The sequence below is a fragment of the Asticcacaulis sp. genome (assembly GCF_051956075.1).
In the GTDB taxonomy this organism is placed as follows: Bacteria; Pseudomonadota; Alphaproteobacteria; order Caulobacterales; family Caulobacteraceae; genus Asticcacaulis.
The window spans coordinates 1-17,358 of the sequence record NZ_JBQCGA010000022.1; the positions used below are offsets into that span (position 1 = coordinate 1).

Sequence of the window (17,358 nt, forward strand, 5' to 3'; positions counted from 1 at the left end):
AAGACCGCCGACTGGCTGCTCGACTTCGGCCCGGAAGGCGGCGACGGCGGCGGCGAGATCGTCGCGCGCGGCACGCCCGAAGCCGTCGCTGATAATCCGGCAAGCTGGACCGGCAAATATCTCAAGGACATGCTGAGCAAACATCGCCAGCGACAGGTTGAACCCGCGGAATAGGCATAGACCACGAAAAGCACGAAAAAAACACGAAAGCTTCGGTGATTTCATGCCGTAGATTAGCAATGACGCGCTTTGCGCGTCGCGCGTTAAACGCAATTTCGGCGCTTGGAAAAATCCATTTTTGTGATTTTCGTGTCTTTCGTGTTCAAAACAAAAAAAGCGCGGAAGCCTGAAGCTTCCGCGCCTTTTCATGTCCTTATCCGTAAATCTTACGGCAGTTCCTTCGGCTTCTTGCCGCCCTTGAAGCCGCCCATGTCGATGATCTCGGCGTCGTCCGTATTGCGGTTGACGCCCCAGAGCAGGATGACCGGCGCGGCGACGTAGATCGACGAATAGGTGCCGATAATGATGCCGAAAATCATCGAGATCGAGAAGCTGAACAGCGCTTCGCCGCCCAGGAAGGCCAGCCCCGACAGGGCCATGACCGCCGTGAGGCCGGTGATGATCGTCCGCGACAGGGTCTCGTTGATCGACAGGTTGATAATATCCACCAACGGCATCTTCTTGTACTTGCGCAGGTTTTCACGCAAACGGTCGAAGACGACGACCGTGTCGTTCATCGAATAGCCGATAATGGTCAGGATGGCCGCCACCGCGCGCAGGTCGAAATCCAGCCGGAACACAGCGAACAGGCCGAAGGTCAGGATCACGTCGTGGAACAGGGCGAACACGGCGCCCAGACCGAACTGCCACTCGAACCGGAACCAGATATAGATCATCATCAGGCCGATGGCGATGAACAGGGCCAGAATGCCGCCGGTCAGCAGTTCCGACGACACCTTGGCGCCGACGACTTCGGTGTTGGAGAACTTGGCCGCCGGATAGACTTTCAGGAGTTCCGCCTTGACCGCCTCGACCTTGTTAGCCGGATCGACGGCGGGCGACTCAAAGCGCAGGAAGGCGTCCGAGCCGTCGCCCACGCCCTGCACCTGCACGTCCTTCAGACCTTGCGCGTTCAGGCTGGCGCGCAGCTTGCCCAGGTCGAGCGCGCTGCCCGGCGTGGTGATTTCCAGCGAGGTGCCGCCCTTGAAATCGACGCCGCAGTTCAGACCGCCGCACGGCGCCTTGAGCGGATGCACGCCGTTCTCGAACGAAACGGTGGACATCAGGATAGAGCCCGCCACCGCCACCACCGAAATGATGGTGGCGAACTTGGAGAAGTTGACGAAGTGGATGTCGGTGTTCTTCGGCAGCACCTTGATCAGCGGCCACGCCTTGGGCGCCACGTCGTCGGCGATCGGCAGTGTCTTGGGACGGCGCCACTTGTACCATAGGGCCACCAGAACCTGAGTCACCATGACGGCGGAGAAGACCGAGGTGAAAGTGCCGAGCATCAGGGTGACGGCGAAGCCCTTCACCGGGCCTGCGCCGAACATATACATGATCGCCGCCGCCACCAGTGTGGTGACGTTGGCGTCCATGATCGTCTCCAAAGCCTTGGAGAAACCGGCGTTGAGCGCCGCGATCAGGTTGCGGCCCGCATGCACCTCGTCGCGCATGCGTTCATAGATCAGCACGTTGGCGTCCACGGCCATGGCCAGGGTCAGGATCAGACCGGCGATACCCGGCAGGGTCAGGGTCGATTGCATCATCGACATGCCGCCGATCAGCAGCAGCAGGTTGACGATCAGCGAAGCCACAGAAATGCCGCCGAACAGCAGGCCATAGGCCAGCAGCATGAAGACGATGACCGAGAAGAAGGCGATGACGGTCGAAATTTCGCCCTTGGCGACGGCGTCGGCGCCCAGTTCGGCGGTGACCGTGCGTTGCTGTTCGATCTTGAGCGGGGCCGGCAGGGCGCCGCCGTTCAGCACCGCGACCATGTCGGAGGCCTGCTGCGGCGTGAAACTGCCGGTGATCTGGCCGTGGCCGCCCGGAATGGCGCCCTGAATCACGGGCGCCGACACGACCTTGCCGTCCAGGATGATGGCGAAGCGTTTGCCGATATTCTCCGCCGTCACCTGGCCGAATTTCTGTCCGCCGGTGGCGTCGAAATTCATGTCGATGGCCGGACGCTGATACTGGTCGCGACCAACCATAGCCTTGGTCAGATTGCTGCCTGACAGGATGACGGCCTTGCGCACCACCAAAGGCGCGCCCGCCTGTTCCTCATCCGGCAGGGCTTCGGAGCCTGGCGGAATACGACCAGCGACAATGTCGGCCTGAGTGACCGTATCATCGACCATCTGAAAGGTCAGCTTGGCGGTCTGACCGATAATGCGCTTGAGCTGCTCAGGATCGCTCTCGCCCGGCGCTTCGACCACGATGCGCGTCGAGCCCTGACGGGTGATCGACGGCTCTTTGGTGCCGAGATTGTCGATGCGTCGCCGCACGATCTCGATCGAGGTGTCCACCGCATTGGACGAGGTGGCGCGGATGCCGTCCTCGGTCAGGGTCATGCTGATGGTCTGATCGTCGCCGCGCTTGACCGACAGATCTTTCAGACTCGGATTCTTCGGCAGCGGCGTCGCCATGGCGGCCAGCAGGCCATAGGCCTTGTCCACCTGCGCCGGATCGGTGATGCGCACATTGACCGAGTGTCCCGTCGCGCCCAGACCGCTGAAGGCGATGCCTTGCGTATTCAGGGTGTTGCGCACATCCTCGGTCAGGTTGGTCGTCCGCTCCTTGATCAGGGCGTCGGTATCGACCCCGACCAGAAGATAGGAGCCGCCCTGCAGGTCGAGGCCCAGATTGAGGGTCTTGTTCGGCCCGAACTTGATGGCGTCGCGGACGTTGGACGGAAGGAAATTCGGCAGGGTGAACAGCACGCCCAGCAGGACGGCCACAACAACCACGCCGATTTTCCAGCGGGAAAGATTGATCATAACGGCTTGCTCGGTCTCAAAATCAGAAAAAAAGCCGCTTTAGGCGGCTTTATCGTTGGCCGGAGCCGGTTCGCCCTTGGCGCGGACCTCGGTGATCATCGATTTGACGACGCGGACGCTGACGCCCGTGGCGATCTCGACCATGACCTCTGCCTCCTCGACACGGACGATCTTGCCGACGATCCCCGACGACAGCACGACCGTATCGTTGCGCTTCATGGCGGACAGCATCGCCTTATGGCGCTTGGCCTGCTGCTGCTGCGGGCGGATCATGAAGAAGTACATGATGGCGATAAAGCCGATCAGCATCGGCAGCATGGTGAGCAGATCGCCGCCGGGAGCGGCGGCGCCGGCGGTCTGGGCGTAGGCGGGGGTAGCGAACACAAGCGTCTCCTGAGAGTCGTTATAAATAATCAGCCTTGAAACGCGCGTTTCTGGCAAAATTTAAGTCCGCCATACATAGGCGCGCGCTCGAAAAGGTCAATGAGATAATTACCCTGGCGACGACGCGGATATTGGTGGATGGGTATTGGTGGGCGGGTATTGGCAAACAAAAACGCGGCCCCAACGGGACCGCGCCTTTGCAGACCGCGCTCGATCCTATTTCGGCAGAACCAGAGTCGGATCAATCGGTCGGGCGATGTCGGTCGAGGGCGTATAGCGGATCTCAAAATGCAGTTGCGGCTTGTCGATCACGCCGGTCTGACCGACCGTGCCGATCACTTCGCCTTTATGGACGCGCTCATTATTCTTCACGCTCATCGACTGCAGATGGGAATAGCCTGTGTACCAACCGTTGTCGTGCTTGATATAGACGGTATTGCCCAGTTCCTTGACCTGATCGCCTTCATAGACGACCACGCCGTCGGACGCAGCCTTGACCTCGGTTCCCGCCGAGGCGCCGATATTAATGCCGTCATTGCGCACATTAGGCGCCAGTTGGCCGAACGGCGCTAATATCTTGCCGCGCACCGGCCAGACGAACAGCCCCTTGCCCATTTCGGCCAGACGCGCATTGGTCGGGAAGCCTGACGGCGTCGCCGGTTGCGGCGCAGGCGCGGTCTGGACCGGCTTTGCCGCCGGAGCCGCCGGCGCACTGACGCTTGGCTTCTCTGGCGCGCTCACCACTGGCTTACTGGCGACGGGCGCCGGTTTGGTCGCGACGGGCTGCGGCTTGGCCTCAGGCGCAACCGGCTTCGGCTGAACCACCGGTTTCGCCGCCAGCGCCGCCGCCAGCTTGACCATGCCGTCGCCATTGGCGTGCGGGTCGACGCCATTATCCTTGGCGGTCGGCGGCAGCAGCACCTTCTCGCCGATGCGCAGATTGGCGTCGGGCGCGAGAGCGTTCAGCGCATAAAGCTCTTTGATCGGCACGCCAAAGCGCCGCGACACGCCGTACAGCGTATCGTGCGCGACCAGCACATAGACATAGCCCGCGCGCGTATCCTTTACCGGCGCGGTGGCAACCGGCGCGCGCGAAGCAGTGACGGGCGGCGTCTCGTCATCTTCCGGCGGAGGCGGCGGAGGCGGCAGATCATTGACTGACACGCTGCCCTGCGGCGCCGTCACCGGGGCGGCGGACGAAGACGCTGCGGTTTCCGCGGCGCTCATCTGATCGTCGCCCGCCTGAGCGGCGGTTTCGGTCGCCTCGGCGGGTCGGTTCTGCATGTAGATCGGATATTTCGGCGTCGGGGCCGTCGAACAGGCCTGCAAGGCCAGCAGCGTCACGCCGCCCAGACCAACAGCCAGCAGTTTCACACGCGCATCAAACGCTTGACGGGTCATGATGGGGAGCCTCCGGCCTCTTAATCTTTTGTTCAGCGAAAAGTCTATGCGAACTTATGGATAACGAATCCTTACCGCGCCTCACCTTTTACGGGAAAATCGGGCCAAATGGCGCCGAAAGCCGGACTTGGCGGTGTAAAATAAAAAAATATTCGCCGCCGCATCCAGAGGGCGCGACGGCGGACATTCAGTCTCAAAAGCGGCCCGATGACGGGCTTGCATTACGGAGATAAAGACATGGACGATCTGGCCAACCTGTTCACCAGCTATTGGTGGCTCGCCTTTCCGATCTTCTGGATGGTGTTCGGCGTGGTGCGCATGGCGCTGCGCGATTCCTATGAGCGCCGCCGCCTCGACCTGATCCGCACCCTGGCGGAACAGGGCCGCGACATTCCCGATGTCCTACGTCGCTAACGGAGTCCGATCATGACCTTTGCACAACTCTTCGCCTCCTACTGGTGGCTGATGTTCCCGATCGGCGGCATGCTGATGGGCGTGATCGCGATGATCACCCACTACAATCACCGCAACGAGATGCTGAAAATCCTCAAATCCTATGTCGATCAGGGCAAGGAGCCGCCCGCCAGCCTGCTGGACGCCATGCGCTCGGACGAGGATCGCGCCTATGACTGGCGCTGGCGCGTCCGCTACGGACGCTATTACGGCCCGTGGAACGCCTGGCGCAAGGTGATCGTCTGGAGCGCGCTGGCCGCGGGCTTCACCTATGCGGGCCATTACACGCAACTGGGCGAGGCCAATGGCGTGTTCACGGCGCTGGGCGTCGCCTTCGGGGTTGCAGCCATAGCTTCGCTGGTCTGGGCGCTGATCTCGTCCTTCACCGGTCCCAGAGACCCGATGTAAAGGTCTGGCGCGTCCGTGCAGCCCTCGCTGATCCAACAGGCAAAAGCTGGCTCCGACATCGCCTTTTCGAGGCTGGTGGCGGAGCATCAGCAGGCGGTGCGGGCTTTTCTGCGCCGCCTGTGCGCGCGCCCGGACGATGCTGACGACATGGCGCAGGAGGCCTTCCTGACCGCCTGGGCCAATCTGCACCGCCTGCGCGAGGACGCGCAGTTTCGCACCTTTGTGTGCGGCATCGCCTATCGCAAAGCGCTCAACGACCGCCGCAGTCAGGGCCGGTCGTTGCGCCGCGACAGCGCCTGGTCCGACCTGCAACCGCAAAGCGCTTCGTCAACAGTTGACAAGCGCGTCGCGGTCGAGGCGGCGCTGCAAACCCTACCGGTCGAGCAACGCGCCGCCGTGTCGCTCTGCGTCGCCGGCGATTACAGCCACAGCGAGGCCGCCGAAATTCTGGGCCTTCCGCTTGGCACGGTGAAGTCGCATATATTAAAAGGTCGGCAAAAGCTGACCGAGTTACTGGGAGTTTCGTCATGAGCGATCACGACCCGTTAAAGGCGCTGCTGCAGGAGACCGCGCCACCCGCGCCGCCCGCCAACGATCTCGGCTTCGCGCTGGAGGTGATGAAGCGCGTCGAAAAGCGCCGCCTGATCGACGGCCTGCTTGCCCTGAGCGCCTTCGTGGCTACGCTTAGCGCCATCCTGTTCGCGGTCATGCCCTATCTGACGCCTGTGGTGAACGATTTTGGTCGCCTGCTGGCTCCGGCGCTCGGCGTCATGGTGCTGATCGGCCTGTCCCTGCTGGCGCTGGAGCCGGTGCGGCGGATGCTGCGGATCTAACCCTCTTTCGCCACGCCTGCGATCAGCGGCACAAAACGCACCTCGCCGAGGTCTTCGCTGGTGTAGCCGCCGTCGGGCGTCTTCACATACCGCAGCAGGCGCTGCGTCGAGCCCTTGCCCTGCGGTCCGACCATCACGCCTTTCGGCTTGAGCTGCGCCAGCAATCCCAGCGGTTCGTCCGGCAGGGCGGCGGTGACCAGAATCCGGTCGAACGGCGCCTGCTCAGGCCAGCCGTCCCAGCCATCGCCGAAGCGATAGATGATGTTTTCCAGCATCAGCCGCTTGTGCCGTATCTCGGCTTCCAGCATCAGAGAACGATAGCGTTCGATCGTATAGACATAGCGCGCCAGTCGCGACAGGATGGCGGTCTGATAGCCCGACCCGGTGCCGATTTCGAGCACGCGATGCCGCCCCTCAATCTTCAGCGCCTGAGTCATCAGGCCGACAATATAGGGCTGCGAGATCGTCTGGCCGCAATTGATCGGTATGGCGGAATCTTCCCATGACCGGTCGAGAAACAGCTCCGGCACGAACAGATCGCGCGGCGTGTGCGCCATCGCAGCCAGCACCTTCTTGTCGCTGATCCCCTGCTCTTGCAGCGACCGCATCAACCGTTCCAGCCGCGTCTCGCTCATGCCTCGGCCTCGTGGAGGATCGACTTCGGCGCCACCCCGCCCAGTGTCTTGCGCAAATTGTGCACCGTCTCGTAATGCGTGAGGTCCAGATGCAGCGGCGTCACCGAAATGCGCTTTTCCGCCACCGCCTTGAGGTCGGTGCCATCAATCAGCGTCTGCTGTAGATTGTGGAAGTTCAGCCAGTAATAGTCGCGTCCGCGCGGATCGACGCGCTTGACCGCGTGCATTTCGTGCAGGTCGCGAAAGCCCTGTTTCGTGACCTCGACGCCCGCCACCTCCTCCGCCGCGCAGTCGGGGAAGTTGATATTGATCACCACATCCGAAGGCCAGCCGCGCTCCAGCACATGGCTGACCACCGGCGCGCCATAGGCGACGGCGGACGACCACTGCGCTTCGATATCAATGTCGAAATCGAGACATTGCGACAGGGCGATGGACGGAATGCCCAGCGTCATGCCTTGCAGCGCGCCCGCCACTGTGCCGCTCAATGTCACGTCCTGCGCCAGATTGAATCCACGATTGACGCCCGACAGCACCAGGTCCGGCGGCGACGGCATCAGGTCATTGACCGCGATCTGCACGCAGTCGGTCGGCGTGCCGGACACCGCAAAACGCTTCTCGCTCAGACGCCGCGCGCGCAGGGGTTCGTGCAGGGTGATGCCGCGCCCCTTGCCCGACTGCTCGATGACCGGCGCGCATACCCAGACATCGTCGCTCAAAGTGCGCGCAATGTCGTAAAGCACCTTGAGGCCAAAGGCTTCGACGCCGTCATCATTGGTCAGGAGGATACGCATACAGGAGTCTCACCGTGCGGAATGTTCACGTCTTGTACGGCCTTTTCCGCCGCCAAGGCAACCGCGCAAAGGCAAAATTCCTGTGACCTACCCGATATGCGTCAGGCCACCCATATAGGGGATCAGAACCGACGGCACGGCAATGCGACCGCCCTCATCCTGATAGTTCTCCATGATCGCCACGAGCGTGCGCCCGACCGCGAGGCCGGAGCCGTTGAGCGTATGGACAAACCGCGTGCCCTTCTCGCCGCTTTTGCGTGTACGGGCGTCCATGCGGCGGGCCTGAAAGTCGCCGCAGTTCGAGCAGGACGAGATTTCGCGATAAGTGTTCTGCGACGGCAGCCAGACCTCCAGATCGTAGGTCTTCTTGGCGCCAAAGCCCATATCGCCGGTGCAGAGCAGCATGGTGCGGAACGACAGGTCGAGCTTTTTCAGGATGTTTTCGGCGCATTGCGTCATGCGCTCATGCTCCTCGCCCGATTGCTCCGGCGTGGTGATCGAGACCAGTTCGACCTTCTGGAACTGGTGCTGGCGGATCATCCCCTTGGTGTCGCGCCCCGCCGATCCGGCCTCGGCGCGGAAACAGTTGGTCAGGGCGGTCAGGCGCAGGGGAAGCTCCTCCTCCGCCGTGATGGCTTCACGGACAAGGTTGGTCAGCGAGACTTCGGCGGTTGGGACCGCGAAAAACTGTTCGTTGGTAGGGGCGGCTTCTAATGCCTGAAAGATAGCTTCGACAAGGTCATCATTGGGATTAATGTTACCCTTATCCGATAAAGCTTTCTTCAAAAGATCATTTCTTGTCATGGGATCCATAACCAAGAAAAGATCATCATAAAATTTAGGCAGTTGCCCGGTTCCAAATACAGCAGGCTGTTTCACCAGCACCGGCGGATTGACCTCGGTATAGCCATGCTCCTCCGTCTGGACATCGAGCATGAACTGGCCGATGGCGCGTTCCAGTCGCGCCAGTTGCCCTTTCAGCACCACGAAGCGCGAGCCGGAAATCTTGGCCGCCGCCTCGAAATCCATCATACCGAGCGCTTCGCCGAGATCAGCGTGATCCTTAGGCGTAAAGCCCAGCGCCACCGGCGCGCCATGACGGCGGACCTCGACATTGCCGTGCTCATCCGCCCCGACCGGCACGTCATCGAACGGCAGGTTCGGCAGGGCGGCCAGATGGTTACGTAAGTCCTCCGCCTTGGCGCGTTCCGTCTCCTGCGCCTCGGCAATTGCGGCTTTCAGGCCCTCGACCTCGGCCATCAGGGTTTGCGCCCGCGCCTCGTCCTTCTGCGCCTTGGCCTGACCGATCTGGGCCGACAGCTTTTTCAACTCAGCCTGCGCGGTCTGGAACTTCGTCTGCGCCGCGCGCAGTTCGCCGTCGAGGCTGATGGCCAGATGTACGTCTTTTGCGGCGGAGTCACGCCCGCGCCGCGTCCATGCTTCGATGAACAGGTCAGGAGTTTCGCGCAGAGCCTTGATATCGTGCATCTTGTCAGCCTTGAATTAAATGGCGGAAGGCCCCCTCCCACCGCTTCGCGGTCCCCATGGCTTTGCGAAAGCAGTGCTTTCGCTGCACCAAACCCCGCTACGCAGGGAGGGATGGGTTCCTTATACGGATTGCGCCTGAACAGGCAATCCCACAACGAAACTAGGCAGTTTTGCCCTTGCGGTTCCACTCGACCAGTTTCACGCACAGGATCGAGACCTCGTACAGCAGCACGATCGGGATCGACAGCAGGCATTGCGAGATCGGATCGGGCGGGGTGACGATGGCGGCAACCACGACAATGGCCAGAATGGCGTAGCGCCGGAACGATCCGAGCATTTTCGAGGTCACGATGCCCGTCATGCCCAAAAGGGTGATGACGATCGGCAACTGGAAGCATAGGCCAAACGCGATCATCAGGGTTTCGACCAGTTCGAGAAATTCCGACACCTTGGGCATGAACTGCACCATGACGCCGGAACCGCTGACGACCTGCTGATTCAGCGAGAACCACAACACCATCGGCAGGATGGCGAAGTAGACCAGACACATGCCGAGCACGAACAGCACCGGCGCGGCGAACAGGAATGGCAGGAAGGCCATGCGCTCGCGTTTGTAAAGACCGGGCGCGACGAACTTATAGACCTGCCAGGCCAGCACGGGGAAGCTGACGATAATGCCGCCGAACATGGCGATGCGCAGGTTGGTGAAAAACACCTCCATCGGCGCCGTGGCGATCAGCGGAATGTCCTTGACGTGCGCGACCTGTTTCAGGCCCATCAGCACGAACATCAGATCGAACGGCCCCGATTTATGACCGGCCTGCTGCTCCTGATAGAGCGACGACGCCACCGACAAGGGATGGACCAGAAAGGTCATGATGTGGTTGCGGAAGATGTAGCAGCCGATCACGCAGACGAAGAAGGCCGCCACCATCTTGATCAGGCGCGAACGCAGTTCGACCAGATGATCCATCAAGGGCGCGCGCGAGGCTTCGATCTCGGCTTCGTCATGATCGACGATCGGGCTGATCAGGCTGCGCTTGCCCGAATCCTCGACGGGTTGCGGCAAGGTTTCGTCGCTCATGACTCCGCCTTTCTGCGCGTGCGTTTCGGTTTGGCGACGGGATCGGCTTCAACCACCTTCTTGGCGCGCGGCTTTTTCACCGTCGACTCCGCGGGTGTTTTCGGCGCAGCGCGTTTGCGCGGCGGCTTGCCGTCCAGTTGCGGATTGTCTTTTGCGGCTTCAGATATGGGCGCCGTTTCAGATACAGGCGCGGCCTCGGACGCCGGCGGCGTTCTGGCGGCGATCTTTTCAGGCGGCATGTCCACGACCTCGACCGGCGCCGTCGGAACCGCAGCCGCGGCGGACGGCGCGTTGATGTCGCCCTCAATGGCGCGCATCTGCTCGTTAATGTCGCTGACGATGGATGGCTGCATCTGGCCTGCGCGCAGGGCGTCGACCTCCTTGCGCAGTTCGTCCAGTTCGCTCTGTCGCGCCATATCCTCAAAAGAGGTGCGGAATTCATCGGCCATGCGGCGCATCTTGCCCACCATGCGGCCCAGTTGCCGCAAGAGTTTGGGCAGATCCTTCGGCCCGACCACGATCAGGGCCACCACCGCAATGACGACCAGTTCTCCGCCCCCGATACCGGGCACCATGATCTTACGCTTTCTCTCAGTCTAAAGCGGAAAGCCTTTGATCAGGCCTTGGGTTCCTCAGGATCCTTCTTGGCCTTCTTGTCGTCGGAATCGTCGTCCTTGAGACCATCCTTGAACGCCTTGATGCCCTTGGCCGCGTCGCCCATAATGCCCGAAATCTTGCCGCCGCCGCCGAACAAAAGCAGGGCCACCACGGCCACCAGCAGGATGTGCCAGATACTCAAACCACCCGAAAACATATCACGTCTCCTCTGCATCTCGCCCCTGTTGACCCGGCGCGATGCGTCCTTAATAAAACCCCGTTGCGGGGCGAATTGCCTTCCTTATAGGCGCATACGCGCCGGTCAGGAAAGTCTTTTCACACACAATTGCGGCAACTCGGCGGTCGCTCCCGTCAGGGTTTACCGCTCCGGCTCGTCCTCCAGATAATCTTTGGCGAATTCGACCTCGTTCAGATCGTCGAGCGACAACTGCTCGCCCTCCTCGCCCTGCCCCTGCGACGGGTCCGGCACCATGAAGTCGGCGGGGACATTGATGTCCAGCAGCCCCGCCGCGCGCATCTCGGCCATGCCGGGCAGGTCGGCCAGGGATGGCAGCGAGAACTGCTCCAGAAAGGTCTCGGTCGTGCCATAGGTGACAGGCCGCCCCGGCGTGCGCCGCCGCCCTTTCAGCTTGATCAGGTTCATCTCGTGCAGCACGTCCAGCGTGCCGCGCGACAGGCCGACGCCGCGCACCGATTCGATTTCGGCGCGCGTCACCGGCTGGTGATAGGCGATGATGGCCAGGGTCTCCAGCGCCGCCTTCGACAGCCGACGCGGCTCCTCGCGCTCCTCGACCATCAACCACGCCAGGTCGGGGGCGGTGCGGAACTGCCAGCGATCATTGATCACCTCAAGGCTGACGCCGCGCCCGGCGTAGCGCGCGCGCAAACTCGCCAGAGCCTTGCCGACATCGGCGCCTTCGGGCAGGCGATAGGCCAGCTCCGAGGCCGAAAGCGGACCTGCGGCGGCGAACAGAAGCGCCTCGACGGCGCGCTCAACCTCTTCAGCCGTCATTCTGCGCTCCGATCACGGGCTGGCGTTTGCGCATATAAAGGGTCTCGAAAATGGCCAGTTGCTGCAACTGCAACTGCCCCTCCTTGCACAGTTCCAGCGAGGCCGACAGGGTCGAGGCCAGATAGGAGACGCGGCGCGGGCCGTCGTCGCGCACCGGGCGCGGCGCGACCTCATCGAGCGCGGTCCAGTTGTTCAGACGCGGCAACTCCTCGCGCAGATGATCGCGCGCCTCCTCCAGCGAATAGGCCTCGATGCGGCGCGTCGGATCGTAGCTGCGCTCGATCTCGCGGCGACGCTGCGTCACATAGGCGCTCATCAGGTCGAAGACATTGGCCTCGATGCGCGCCGAGGGCAGCACCAGAGTCGCTTCCGGGTCGCCGCGCGCAAAGACGTCGCGTTTCAGTTGCGGACGCGAGGTCAGCGCCTCGACCGCCTTGCGGATGGCTTCGAGCTTTTTCAGCCGGTAGGCCAGAGCCTGCGCCAGTTCTTCGGGCGGCGGCTCGTCGCTGGCCTTGCGCTCGGTCCTGGGCAGCAGCAGGCGCGATTTCAGATAGGCCAGCCACGAGGCCATGACCAGATAGTCGGCCGCCAGCGCGAACCGCAATCGCCGCGCCTGCTGGATAAAGGCCAGATACTGCTCGGCCAGTCGGGTGATCGAAATCTTCAGAAGATCGACCTTCTGTTGCCGCGCCAGGGCCAGCAGGACGTGCAACGGCCCTTCATAGCCATCAAGGTCCAGCACCAAAGTCTCGTCGGCGGCGATATCGTCGGGAATCTCCGGCCCCGGCGCGTCGAAGTCGAGGCGACGCTGCAAGACGTCGTGCTCCAGCCCGGCCATGTCGCGCTCGCGGCTCATCCGGGATGATGGCCTTCGGTCGGATCGGGACGCAATTCGGACGTGCTGGCGCGCTTAAGCGCCGCATCGAAACGCTCACGCGCCGTCGCCACGTCCAGCGGTTCCGGCGCGCGCGGCAGGCGGCGCAGGGCCGCCTCGGCGCGGCGCTTGGCGGCGCCTTTCAAAGCAGGCGTCTCGGCGGCGATCTCGCGCATCTGATCGAGATCGCCATTGCAATGCAGCAGCACATCGCAGCCCGCCTTCAGGCTCTTGCGCGCGCGTTTGGCCAGGCTGCCCGACAGGGCGTTCATCGACAGATCGTCGCACATGATCAGGCCGTCAAAGCCGATCTCATCCCGGATCAGACGGATGCAGGCCTTTGACGTCGTTGCCGGATTCTTCGGGTCGATGGCCGTGTAAAGCACATGCGCGGTCATGGCCAAAGGCGTGTCGGCATTGACCTTGAACGGGTAAAAATCAATCTTGATCAGGTCTTCAAGCGCTGTATCAACCACGGGCAGGTCAGTGTGCGAATCGGCCCCGGCGCGGCCATGCCCCGGAATGTGTTTGATCACCGGCAGGACGCCGCCCGCCAGCAGGCCTTCGCAGGCGGCGCGGCCCATCACCGCCACTTCCTCCGCTGTGACACCGTAGGCGCGGTCGCCGATAATATCGTGCGCGCCCGGTTGCGGCACGTCGAGCACCGGCGCGCAATCGACATTGATCCCCAGATCATGCAGGTCATGCGCCATCAGCCGCGCGCCCAGTCGCGCCAGATCGCGCGCCTCGGCGGGGTCGTTGCCGATGTCGCGAAAACGCGAGGCGGGCGGATAGTGGGGCCAGTGCGGCGGACGCAGGCGGCGGACTCGTCCGCCCTCCTGATCGATCAGGATCAGCGGTTCATGCGGAACGCAGGCCTTGAGCGCCGCAACCAGCGCCCGCACCTGATCAGGCGCGTCGATATTGCGCCGGAACAGGATGAAGCCGAGCGGCTTGGCCTCAGAGAAAAACGCCGCTTCCGCCTTCGTCAGTTCGAGGCCGGAACAGCCAAAAATACACGCCCCGATCACGCTGCGCCGCCTCTCAGCGGACAATACAGTCGCGGCCATTGGCCTTGAGCGCGGCGCAGAAAGCGCGGGCCTTGTCCGGCGTCAGGCCGGTGAAGGCGGTGCGGTAAAAAGTGCCATTGGCCGTGGTGACCTTTTCGATCTTCTTGCCCGCGCCGCCGACGAACAGACCATAGCTGGACGCGACCTTGGCGTATTCGGCATTGGCGGTGTCTGTGGAATCGAAAGCGCCGATCTGCACAGCCGTTCCGCCGGAGACCGCCGCTGGCGCAGCCTTGGCGGCGACGGACGCCGATGCCGGCGGCGGCGTGACCGGCTTGACCACAGGCGCAACGGTCGAAGGCGGCGTCGCGGCGGCGGGCGCGCTCAGGCTGGACGACGACACGCCCGCCTGCGACGGCAGCGGCCCCGCGATCGGCGCGGCGGGCGGCGGCGCGACATCCTTGTCGGGCGTACGCACGGCGGGCGCCTCGGCGCTGGGCGCGAAGGTGACGTTCTGACCGTCATCGAGGCTGAGGTCGGAATCGGCCAGAGGCTTGGCGTCCTGCACCTGTGTATCCTTGAAACCGCCAACGGAGTCGCCGACTTCCGGCGCAATCTTGCCATGCTTGTTGAGGCCGGAATTGTACAACACCACCACAATCACCAGCAGGACCACCAGACAGATGCCGCTGATGATCAGCGTCACCGGCGCCTGATCGCGCGAGGCCGGGCGGCGCGTTTCATAGCTCAGATTGTCCTCGGTCGGTGGCGAATAGGTGCCGCGATCGTCGTTCGACATGGTCGTCATCCAGAAATGTCATGGCCGCCTGATGGCGGCGCAACTATGCGTGATTCGTCCCGCTGCGTCTTGTGCAGCAAGGCTTTGAGGCGTTGTGACGCACAATTGGGTCACAGTTGTGGCTGATAATGGGCCGCAGGACGACGCGGATCAATGGGCGAAGGCGACTTATTGCAAAATTGATTCTGGCTGCGCCTTGCCGCCCACAGCCGTGAGGACCATGTCCTGCATTACAAGGAGTCGCCATGATTACCGATAATACCGACAAGCGCCGTTTTGAACTGCATGAAAACGGCCACACCGCCTATGCCGATTACCGGCGCGACAATGACAGCCTCTATATCGACTATGTCGAAGCGCCGCCGGTCCTGCGCGGCACAGGCGCGGCGGGTCGCCTGATGGAGGGCGTGATGCAGAGCGCTCGCGCCAACAATCTAAAGGTCATTCCTATCTGCGGCTACGCCGCCGCCTGGATCAAACGCCACCCCGGCGCCTAACCCACCAGCACGGCGCCCTGACAACGCAGCCCGTTAACCTGCGCGTCGGCCTCGCCAAGCCCCAGTCCCAGCACGTTCAGCAGATTGTCCAGCACGCCGTCCAGCGCGGGCGCGACCGGGCTCAGCAGCGATCCGACCGCCGATGTCAAACCGCCGAGATTGAGGCCCAATCCCGCCACGCTGACCTTGATCTGCGTTTGGCTGACCAGAGACGCAACGACGCCCTGGACCAGATCGTTTGTCTTCACGGTCTTGACGGTTTGCGCACTTATGTCGGCGGCGCTGAAACGCACGCTCTGCCAGTTTTCGCCGCCCAGCGAGACCTGCGCCTGCGCCGTGGCGGCGATCAAAGGCAGACCGATCAACTTCGCTGGCGACAGGGGCTCCGCCGTCTTGAAGTCACCAAGCGTATTCACATCAATGTCGGCGATCGCCACCTGACCGAGACTCGGCTTGACCAGCAGGCCGACATAGTCATTCGCGGGCGAGGTCCGGTCGCAGCCGATGGCGGACAGCTTCGCTTCCGCCGAAGCCAGTTCGACATAGACCGGCAGACGCAGACCCGTCACGCCGAGCGGTTTCAGCAGGGCATTGTTCGACGCCACTGACGCCTCGATATAGAGCCGCGCCTGCGCGGTGCGGATGATCGGTTCGCCACTGCGCGTCACGGTCAGCCACGGCGAATGGTTCGGACGCTCGCCGATGGCCAACAAAACCTTCAGCCCGGCCAGCCCCGGAACGCTGGCGCCCAGGTCGAGACTCACCTGCCGGTCCTGATTGGCCAGTTGCAGCAGGGCGTTCATCATCGCCATATCGCTGACCTGAATGGCGGAATCGACGCCGCCGACAATATGGTCCTGATCGCCATAGACGCCTGCATCAATCAGGTCACCGAGACGGATTTTCGTCGTCCGCACGGCGCTGTCGGCGATCAGAGTCAGCGGCGCCTTTACCGACGTAGAACTCTGGCCGATCAGCACGTCGAGCGCCTGCCCGACCGTGATCTGGCTGTTCAGAGTCTGATCGAAGCTGCCCGTCGTCAGTCCCGCCTGGGTATGCAAAGCCTGCACGTAGGACAGGAGGTCGATCTGACCGCTGGCCAGCGCGTTATAGTCCATCACGCTCAGACTGATCTGGCTGCCCGTCAGGCCGCTGAGCAGCGCATTGGCGATCCCGCCGTCAAGCGCGGCCAGCCGTGTCCCCAGACTGAACGCCGCCATCTTCACCGATGAGGCCGTGGCCGCGCGCGTCAGCGTGATCGGATGGTGGTAGAACAATCGCCCGAAGAACAGGTCGGCCTGATCGCGCATCACCACATGCGCGGCGTTGCTGTCGGCGACGGCGGTTGCGGAAAAGCGCGTCTGCGGACTCGCCCCCGTCGCCGGGTCGTAAACGCCGGTCGTCACGCTGGCGACCACGCCGCCATTGTCAGCGGCCACGGCCCGCGCCGCAGCCTGTGCGTGGTCGAGATCATTCGCCGCCGCCAGCGCCGCCAGATCGACCGTCCCTTGCAAGGCGCGGCTCTTGAGGTAAACAAAGCCCAGATCGACCGCGCAGGCCGTCATGACCAGAATAATGCACAGGAGCAGCGACATCAGGATCGCCACCGCCGCACGCCGATCGCGCGCAAAGCGTTTGATCAGGCGGCGCATCAGTAGCCGCCTCTGACGATAACGGCGGTGCGCGTGATCGTCACCGGCAGGCCCGGCGCCAGCGGCATCAGCTCGAAACTGCCGCCGTCCGGCGTAAAGGTCAGGGTCAAGGTCAGGCTCTGATCGCCCTCGTCGAGCGACAACACGCCCGCTCCCGGCGTCAGGAAGCTGTACTGGCGCAGATCGGACTCCGCCGTCGTCTGCGCCAATGCCTGCCGCTCCGCTGCTGTCACTCCGCCGATGGCGGCCCGCGCGGCGTCGTTGACCGTCTGCTGCACGGCGTGCGCCGTAGCGAAATAGTTGCCATAATCAACAAGGCCGCCAATCATCATCAGCAGCATTGGCGCGATCAGCGCAAACTCCAGCGCCGTCGCGCCCTGATTATCCTGCAGGCCAACTGATGCCAGACGCATG

At 62.8% G+C, this 17,358-nt stretch carries 20 protein-coding genes and 1 pseudogene; 6 read left to right on the forward strand and 15 right to left on the reverse strand.

The features are described from left to right. Window positions 1-174 (forward strand): annotated as a pseudogene (locus ACTHLA_RS06055) (ATP-binding cassette domain-containing protein); the annotation flags it as partial. A gap of 212 nt (window positions 175-386) precedes the next feature. Here the strand turns inward: ACTHLA_RS06055 and secD are convergent. The 3 genes from secD to ACTHLA_RS06070 form a co-directional block, all read right to left on the reverse strand. Next, window positions 387-3,002 (reverse strand): protein translocase subunit SecD, encoded by a 2,616-nt coding sequence (gene secD, locus ACTHLA_RS06060; protein ID WP_440186243.1) that lies wholly within the window; start codon window positions 3,000-3,002, stop codon window positions 387-389. Between the two features lie 39 nt (window positions 3,003-3,041). After that, window positions 3,042-3,386: a preprotein translocase subunit YajC gene (gene yajC / locus ACTHLA_RS06065; protein WP_440186245.1), complete on the reverse strand. Its 345-nt coding sequence runs from the start codon at window positions 3,384-3,386 to the stop codon at window positions 3,042-3,044. Window positions 3,387-3,602: 216 nt separating this feature from the next. Further along, window positions 3,603-4,787, reverse strand: coding sequence for a peptidoglycan DD-metalloendopeptidase family protein (locus ACTHLA_RS06070; RefSeq protein ID WP_440186247.1), 1,185 nt, complete (start codon window positions 4,785-4,787; stop codon window positions 3,603-3,605). Between the two features lie 237 nt (window positions 4,788-5,024). Here ACTHLA_RS06070 and ACTHLA_RS06075 point away from each other — a divergent pair, with 237 nt between their 5' ends. From ACTHLA_RS06075 to ACTHLA_RS06090, 4 genes are read left to right on the forward strand one after another with little or no spacing between them, the layout of a single operon-like run. Next, a complete protein-coding gene (locus tag ACTHLA_RS06075; RefSeq protein ID WP_440186249.1) occupies window positions 5,025-5,201 on the forward strand; it encodes a hypothetical protein in 177 nt (58 codons plus the stop codon). Between the two features lie 12 nt (window positions 5,202-5,213). Beyond that, window positions 5,214-5,648: a hypothetical protein gene (locus tag ACTHLA_RS06080; RefSeq protein ID WP_440186251.1), complete on the forward strand. Its 435-nt coding sequence runs from the start codon at window positions 5,214-5,216 to the stop codon at window positions 5,646-5,648. A 15-nt stretch (window positions 5,649-5,663) separates the two neighbouring features. Beyond that, window positions 5,664-6,179, forward strand: a complete 516-nt coding sequence (locus ACTHLA_RS06085; protein ID WP_440186253.1) for an RNA polymerase sigma factor — start codon at window positions 5,664-5,666, stop codon at window positions 6,177-6,179. After that, window positions 6,176-6,481 carry a hypothetical protein gene (locus tag ACTHLA_RS06090; RefSeq protein ID WP_440186255.1) on the forward strand — a complete coding sequence of 102 codons (306 nt, stop codon included), beginning with the start codon at window positions 6,176-6,178 and terminating at the stop codon, window positions 6,479-6,481. Before ACTHLA_RS06085 ends, ACTHLA_RS06090 begins: the two co-directional genes overlap by 4 nt. Here the strand turns inward: ACTHLA_RS06090 and ACTHLA_RS06095 are convergent. The 10 genes from ACTHLA_RS06095 to ACTHLA_RS06140 all read right to left on the reverse strand — a co-directional run bounded on the left by ACTHLA_RS06095 (window position 6,478) and on the right by ACTHLA_RS06140 (window position 14,795). Continuing rightward, complete coding sequence (locus ACTHLA_RS06095) at window positions 6,478-7,116, reverse strand: protein-L-isoaspartate(D-aspartate) O-methyltransferase (RefSeq protein WP_440186257.1); 639 nt, start codon at window positions 7,114-7,116, stop codon at window positions 6,478-6,480. The genes ACTHLA_RS06090 and ACTHLA_RS06095 overlap by 4 nt on opposite strands. Further along, window positions 7,113-7,910: a 5'/3'-nucleotidase SurE gene (gene surE, locus ACTHLA_RS06100; protein WP_440186259.1), complete on the reverse strand. Its 798-nt coding sequence runs from the start codon at window positions 7,908-7,910 to the stop codon at window positions 7,113-7,115. Before surE ends, ACTHLA_RS06095 begins: the two co-directional genes overlap by 4 nt. 87 nt (window positions 7,911-7,997) lie before the next feature. Continuing rightward, complete coding sequence (gene serS / locus ACTHLA_RS06105; RefSeq protein WP_440186261.1) at window positions 7,998-9,398, reverse strand: serine--tRNA ligase; 1,401 nt, start codon at window positions 9,396-9,398, stop codon at window positions 7,998-8,000. A gap of 160 nt (window positions 9,399-9,558) precedes the next feature. Beyond that, entirely contained in the window at window positions 9,559-10,482 is a 924-nt protein-coding gene (tatC, locus tag ACTHLA_RS06110) for a twin-arginine translocase subunit TatC (protein ID WP_440186263.1), read from the reverse strand. After that, window positions 10,479-11,057, reverse strand: coding sequence for a Sec-independent protein translocase protein TatB (gene tatB / locus ACTHLA_RS06115; protein WP_440186265.1), 579 nt, complete (start codon window positions 11,055-11,057; stop codon window positions 10,479-10,481). The genes tatC and tatB overlap by 4 nt, the downstream gene beginning before the upstream one ends. Before the next feature lie 41 nt (window positions 11,058-11,098). After that, window positions 11,099-11,296, reverse strand: a complete 198-nt coding sequence (tatA, locus tag ACTHLA_RS06120; RefSeq protein ID WP_440186267.1) for a twin-arginine translocase TatA/TatE family subunit — start codon at window positions 11,294-11,296, stop codon at window positions 11,099-11,101. A 162-nt stretch (window positions 11,297-11,458) separates the two neighbouring features. Then, on the reverse strand, window positions 11,459-12,112 hold the full coding sequence (gene scpB / locus ACTHLA_RS06125) for an SMC-Scp complex subunit ScpB (protein WP_440186269.1): 654 nt from the start codon (window positions 12,110-12,112) through the stop codon (window positions 11,459-11,461). Next, a complete protein-coding gene (locus tag ACTHLA_RS06130; RefSeq protein WP_440186271.1) occupies window positions 12,102-12,968 on the reverse strand; it encodes a segregation and condensation protein A in 867 nt (288 codons plus the stop codon). Before ACTHLA_RS06130 ends, scpB begins: the two co-directional genes overlap by 11 nt. Beyond that, window positions 12,965-14,056, reverse strand: coding sequence for a beta-N-acetylhexosaminidase (nagZ, locus tag ACTHLA_RS06135; RefSeq protein ID WP_440186273.1), 1,092 nt, complete (start codon window positions 14,054-14,056; stop codon window positions 12,965-12,967). Before nagZ ends, ACTHLA_RS06130 begins: the two co-directional genes overlap by 4 nt. Next, complete coding sequence (locus tag ACTHLA_RS06140) at window positions 14,031-14,795, reverse strand: SPOR domain-containing protein (RefSeq protein WP_440186275.1); 765 nt, start codon at window positions 14,793-14,795, stop codon at window positions 14,031-14,033. Before ACTHLA_RS06140 ends, nagZ begins: the two co-directional genes overlap by 26 nt. Window positions 14,796-15,040: 245 nt before the next feature. Here ACTHLA_RS06140 and ACTHLA_RS06145 point away from each other — a divergent pair, with 245 nt between their 5' ends. After that, a complete protein-coding gene (locus tag ACTHLA_RS06145) occupies window positions 15,041-15,292 on the forward strand; it encodes a GNAT family N-acetyltransferase (protein ID WP_440186277.1) in 252 nt (83 codons plus the stop codon). On the opposite strand, the gene ACTHLA_RS06150 is transcribed toward ACTHLA_RS06145, so the two are convergent. Together ACTHLA_RS06150 and ACTHLA_RS06155 are read right to left on the reverse strand one after the other, a co-directional pair. Next, window positions 15,289-16,944: a pilus assembly protein TadG-related protein gene (locus ACTHLA_RS06150; RefSeq protein ID WP_440186279.1), complete on the reverse strand. Its 1,656-nt coding sequence runs from the start codon at window positions 16,942-16,944 to the stop codon at window positions 15,289-15,291. The genes ACTHLA_RS06145 and ACTHLA_RS06150 overlap by 4 nt on opposite strands. Next, the gene (locus tag ACTHLA_RS06155; RefSeq protein WP_440186281.1) at window positions 16,944-17,357 is read right to left on the reverse strand and encodes a TadE/TadG family type IV pilus assembly protein; all 414 of its coding nucleotides are present in this window, start codon (window positions 17,355-17,357) and stop codon (window positions 16,944-16,946) included. Before ACTHLA_RS06155 ends, ACTHLA_RS06150 begins: the two co-directional genes overlap by 1 nt. Between the last annotated feature and the right edge of the window lies 1 nt (window position 17,358).

Excerpts from the sequence above, each read along its gene's own strand:
- secD (WP_440186243.1), bottom strand. The coding sequence starts at position 3,002 with ATGATCAATCTTTCCCGCTGGAAAATCGGCGTGGTTGTTGTGGCCGTC.
- ACTHLA_RS06070 (WP_440186247.1), bottom strand. The coding sequence starts at position 4,787 with ATGACCCGTCAAGCGTTTGATGCGCGTGTGAAACTGCTGGCTGTTGGT.
- ACTHLA_RS06075 (WP_440186249.1), top strand. The coding sequence starts at position 5,025 with ATGGACGATCTGGCCAACCTGTTCACCAGCTATTGGTGGCTCGCCTTT.
- ACTHLA_RS06080 (WP_440186251.1), top strand. The coding sequence starts at position 5,214 with ATGACCTTTGCACAACTCTTCGCCTCCTACTGGTGGCTGATGTTCCCG.
- ACTHLA_RS06090 (WP_440186255.1), top strand. The coding sequence starts at position 6,176 with ATGAGCGATCACGACCCGTTAAAGGCGCTGCTGCAGGAGACCGCGCCA.
- ACTHLA_RS06095 (WP_440186257.1), bottom strand. The coding sequence starts at position 7,116 with ATGAGCGAGACGCGGCTGGAACGGTTGATGCGGTCGCTGCAAGAGCAG.
- surE (WP_440186259.1), bottom strand. The coding sequence starts at position 7,910 with ATGCGTATCCTCCTGACCAATGATGACGGCGTCGAAGCCTTTGGCCTC.
- serS (WP_440186261.1), bottom strand. The coding sequence starts at position 9,398 with ATGCACGATATCAAGGCTCTGCGCGAAACTCCTGACCTGTTCATCGAA.
- tatC (WP_440186263.1), bottom strand. The coding sequence starts at position 10,482 with ATGAGCGACGAAACCTTGCCGCAACCCGTCGAGGATTCGGGCAAGCGC.
- tatB (WP_440186265.1), bottom strand. The coding sequence starts at position 11,057 with ATGGTGCCCGGTATCGGGGGCGGAGAACTGGTCGTCATTGCGGTGGTG.
- tatA (WP_440186267.1), bottom strand. The coding sequence starts at position 11,296 with ATGTTTTCGGGTGGTTTGAGTATCTGGCACATCCTGCTGGTGGCCGTG.
- scpB (WP_440186269.1), bottom strand. The coding sequence starts at position 12,112 with ATGACGGCTGAAGAGGTTGAGCGCGCCGTCGAGGCGCTTCTGTTCGCC.
- ACTHLA_RS06130 (WP_440186271.1), bottom strand. The coding sequence starts at position 12,968 with ATGAGCCGCGAGCGCGACATGGCCGGGCTGGAGCACGACGTCTTGCAG.
- nagZ (WP_440186273.1), bottom strand. The coding sequence starts at position 14,056 with ATGGCCGCGACTGTATTGTCCGCTGAGAGGCGGCGCAGCGTGATCGGG.
- ACTHLA_RS06140 (WP_440186275.1), bottom strand. The coding sequence starts at position 14,795 with ATGTCGAACGACGATCGCGGCACCTATTCGCCACCGACCGAGGACAAT.
- ACTHLA_RS06145 (WP_440186277.1), top strand. The coding sequence starts at position 15,041 with ATGATTACCGATAATACCGACAAGCGCCGTTTTGAACTGCATGAAAAC.
- ACTHLA_RS06150 (WP_440186279.1), bottom strand. The coding sequence starts at position 16,944 with ATGCGCCGCCTGATCAAACGCTTTGCGCGCGATCGGCGTGCGGCGGTG.
- ACTHLA_RS06155 (WP_440186281.1), bottom strand. The coding sequence starts at position 17,357 with ATGCGTCTGGCATCAGTTGGCCTGCAGGATAATCAGGGCGCGACGGCG.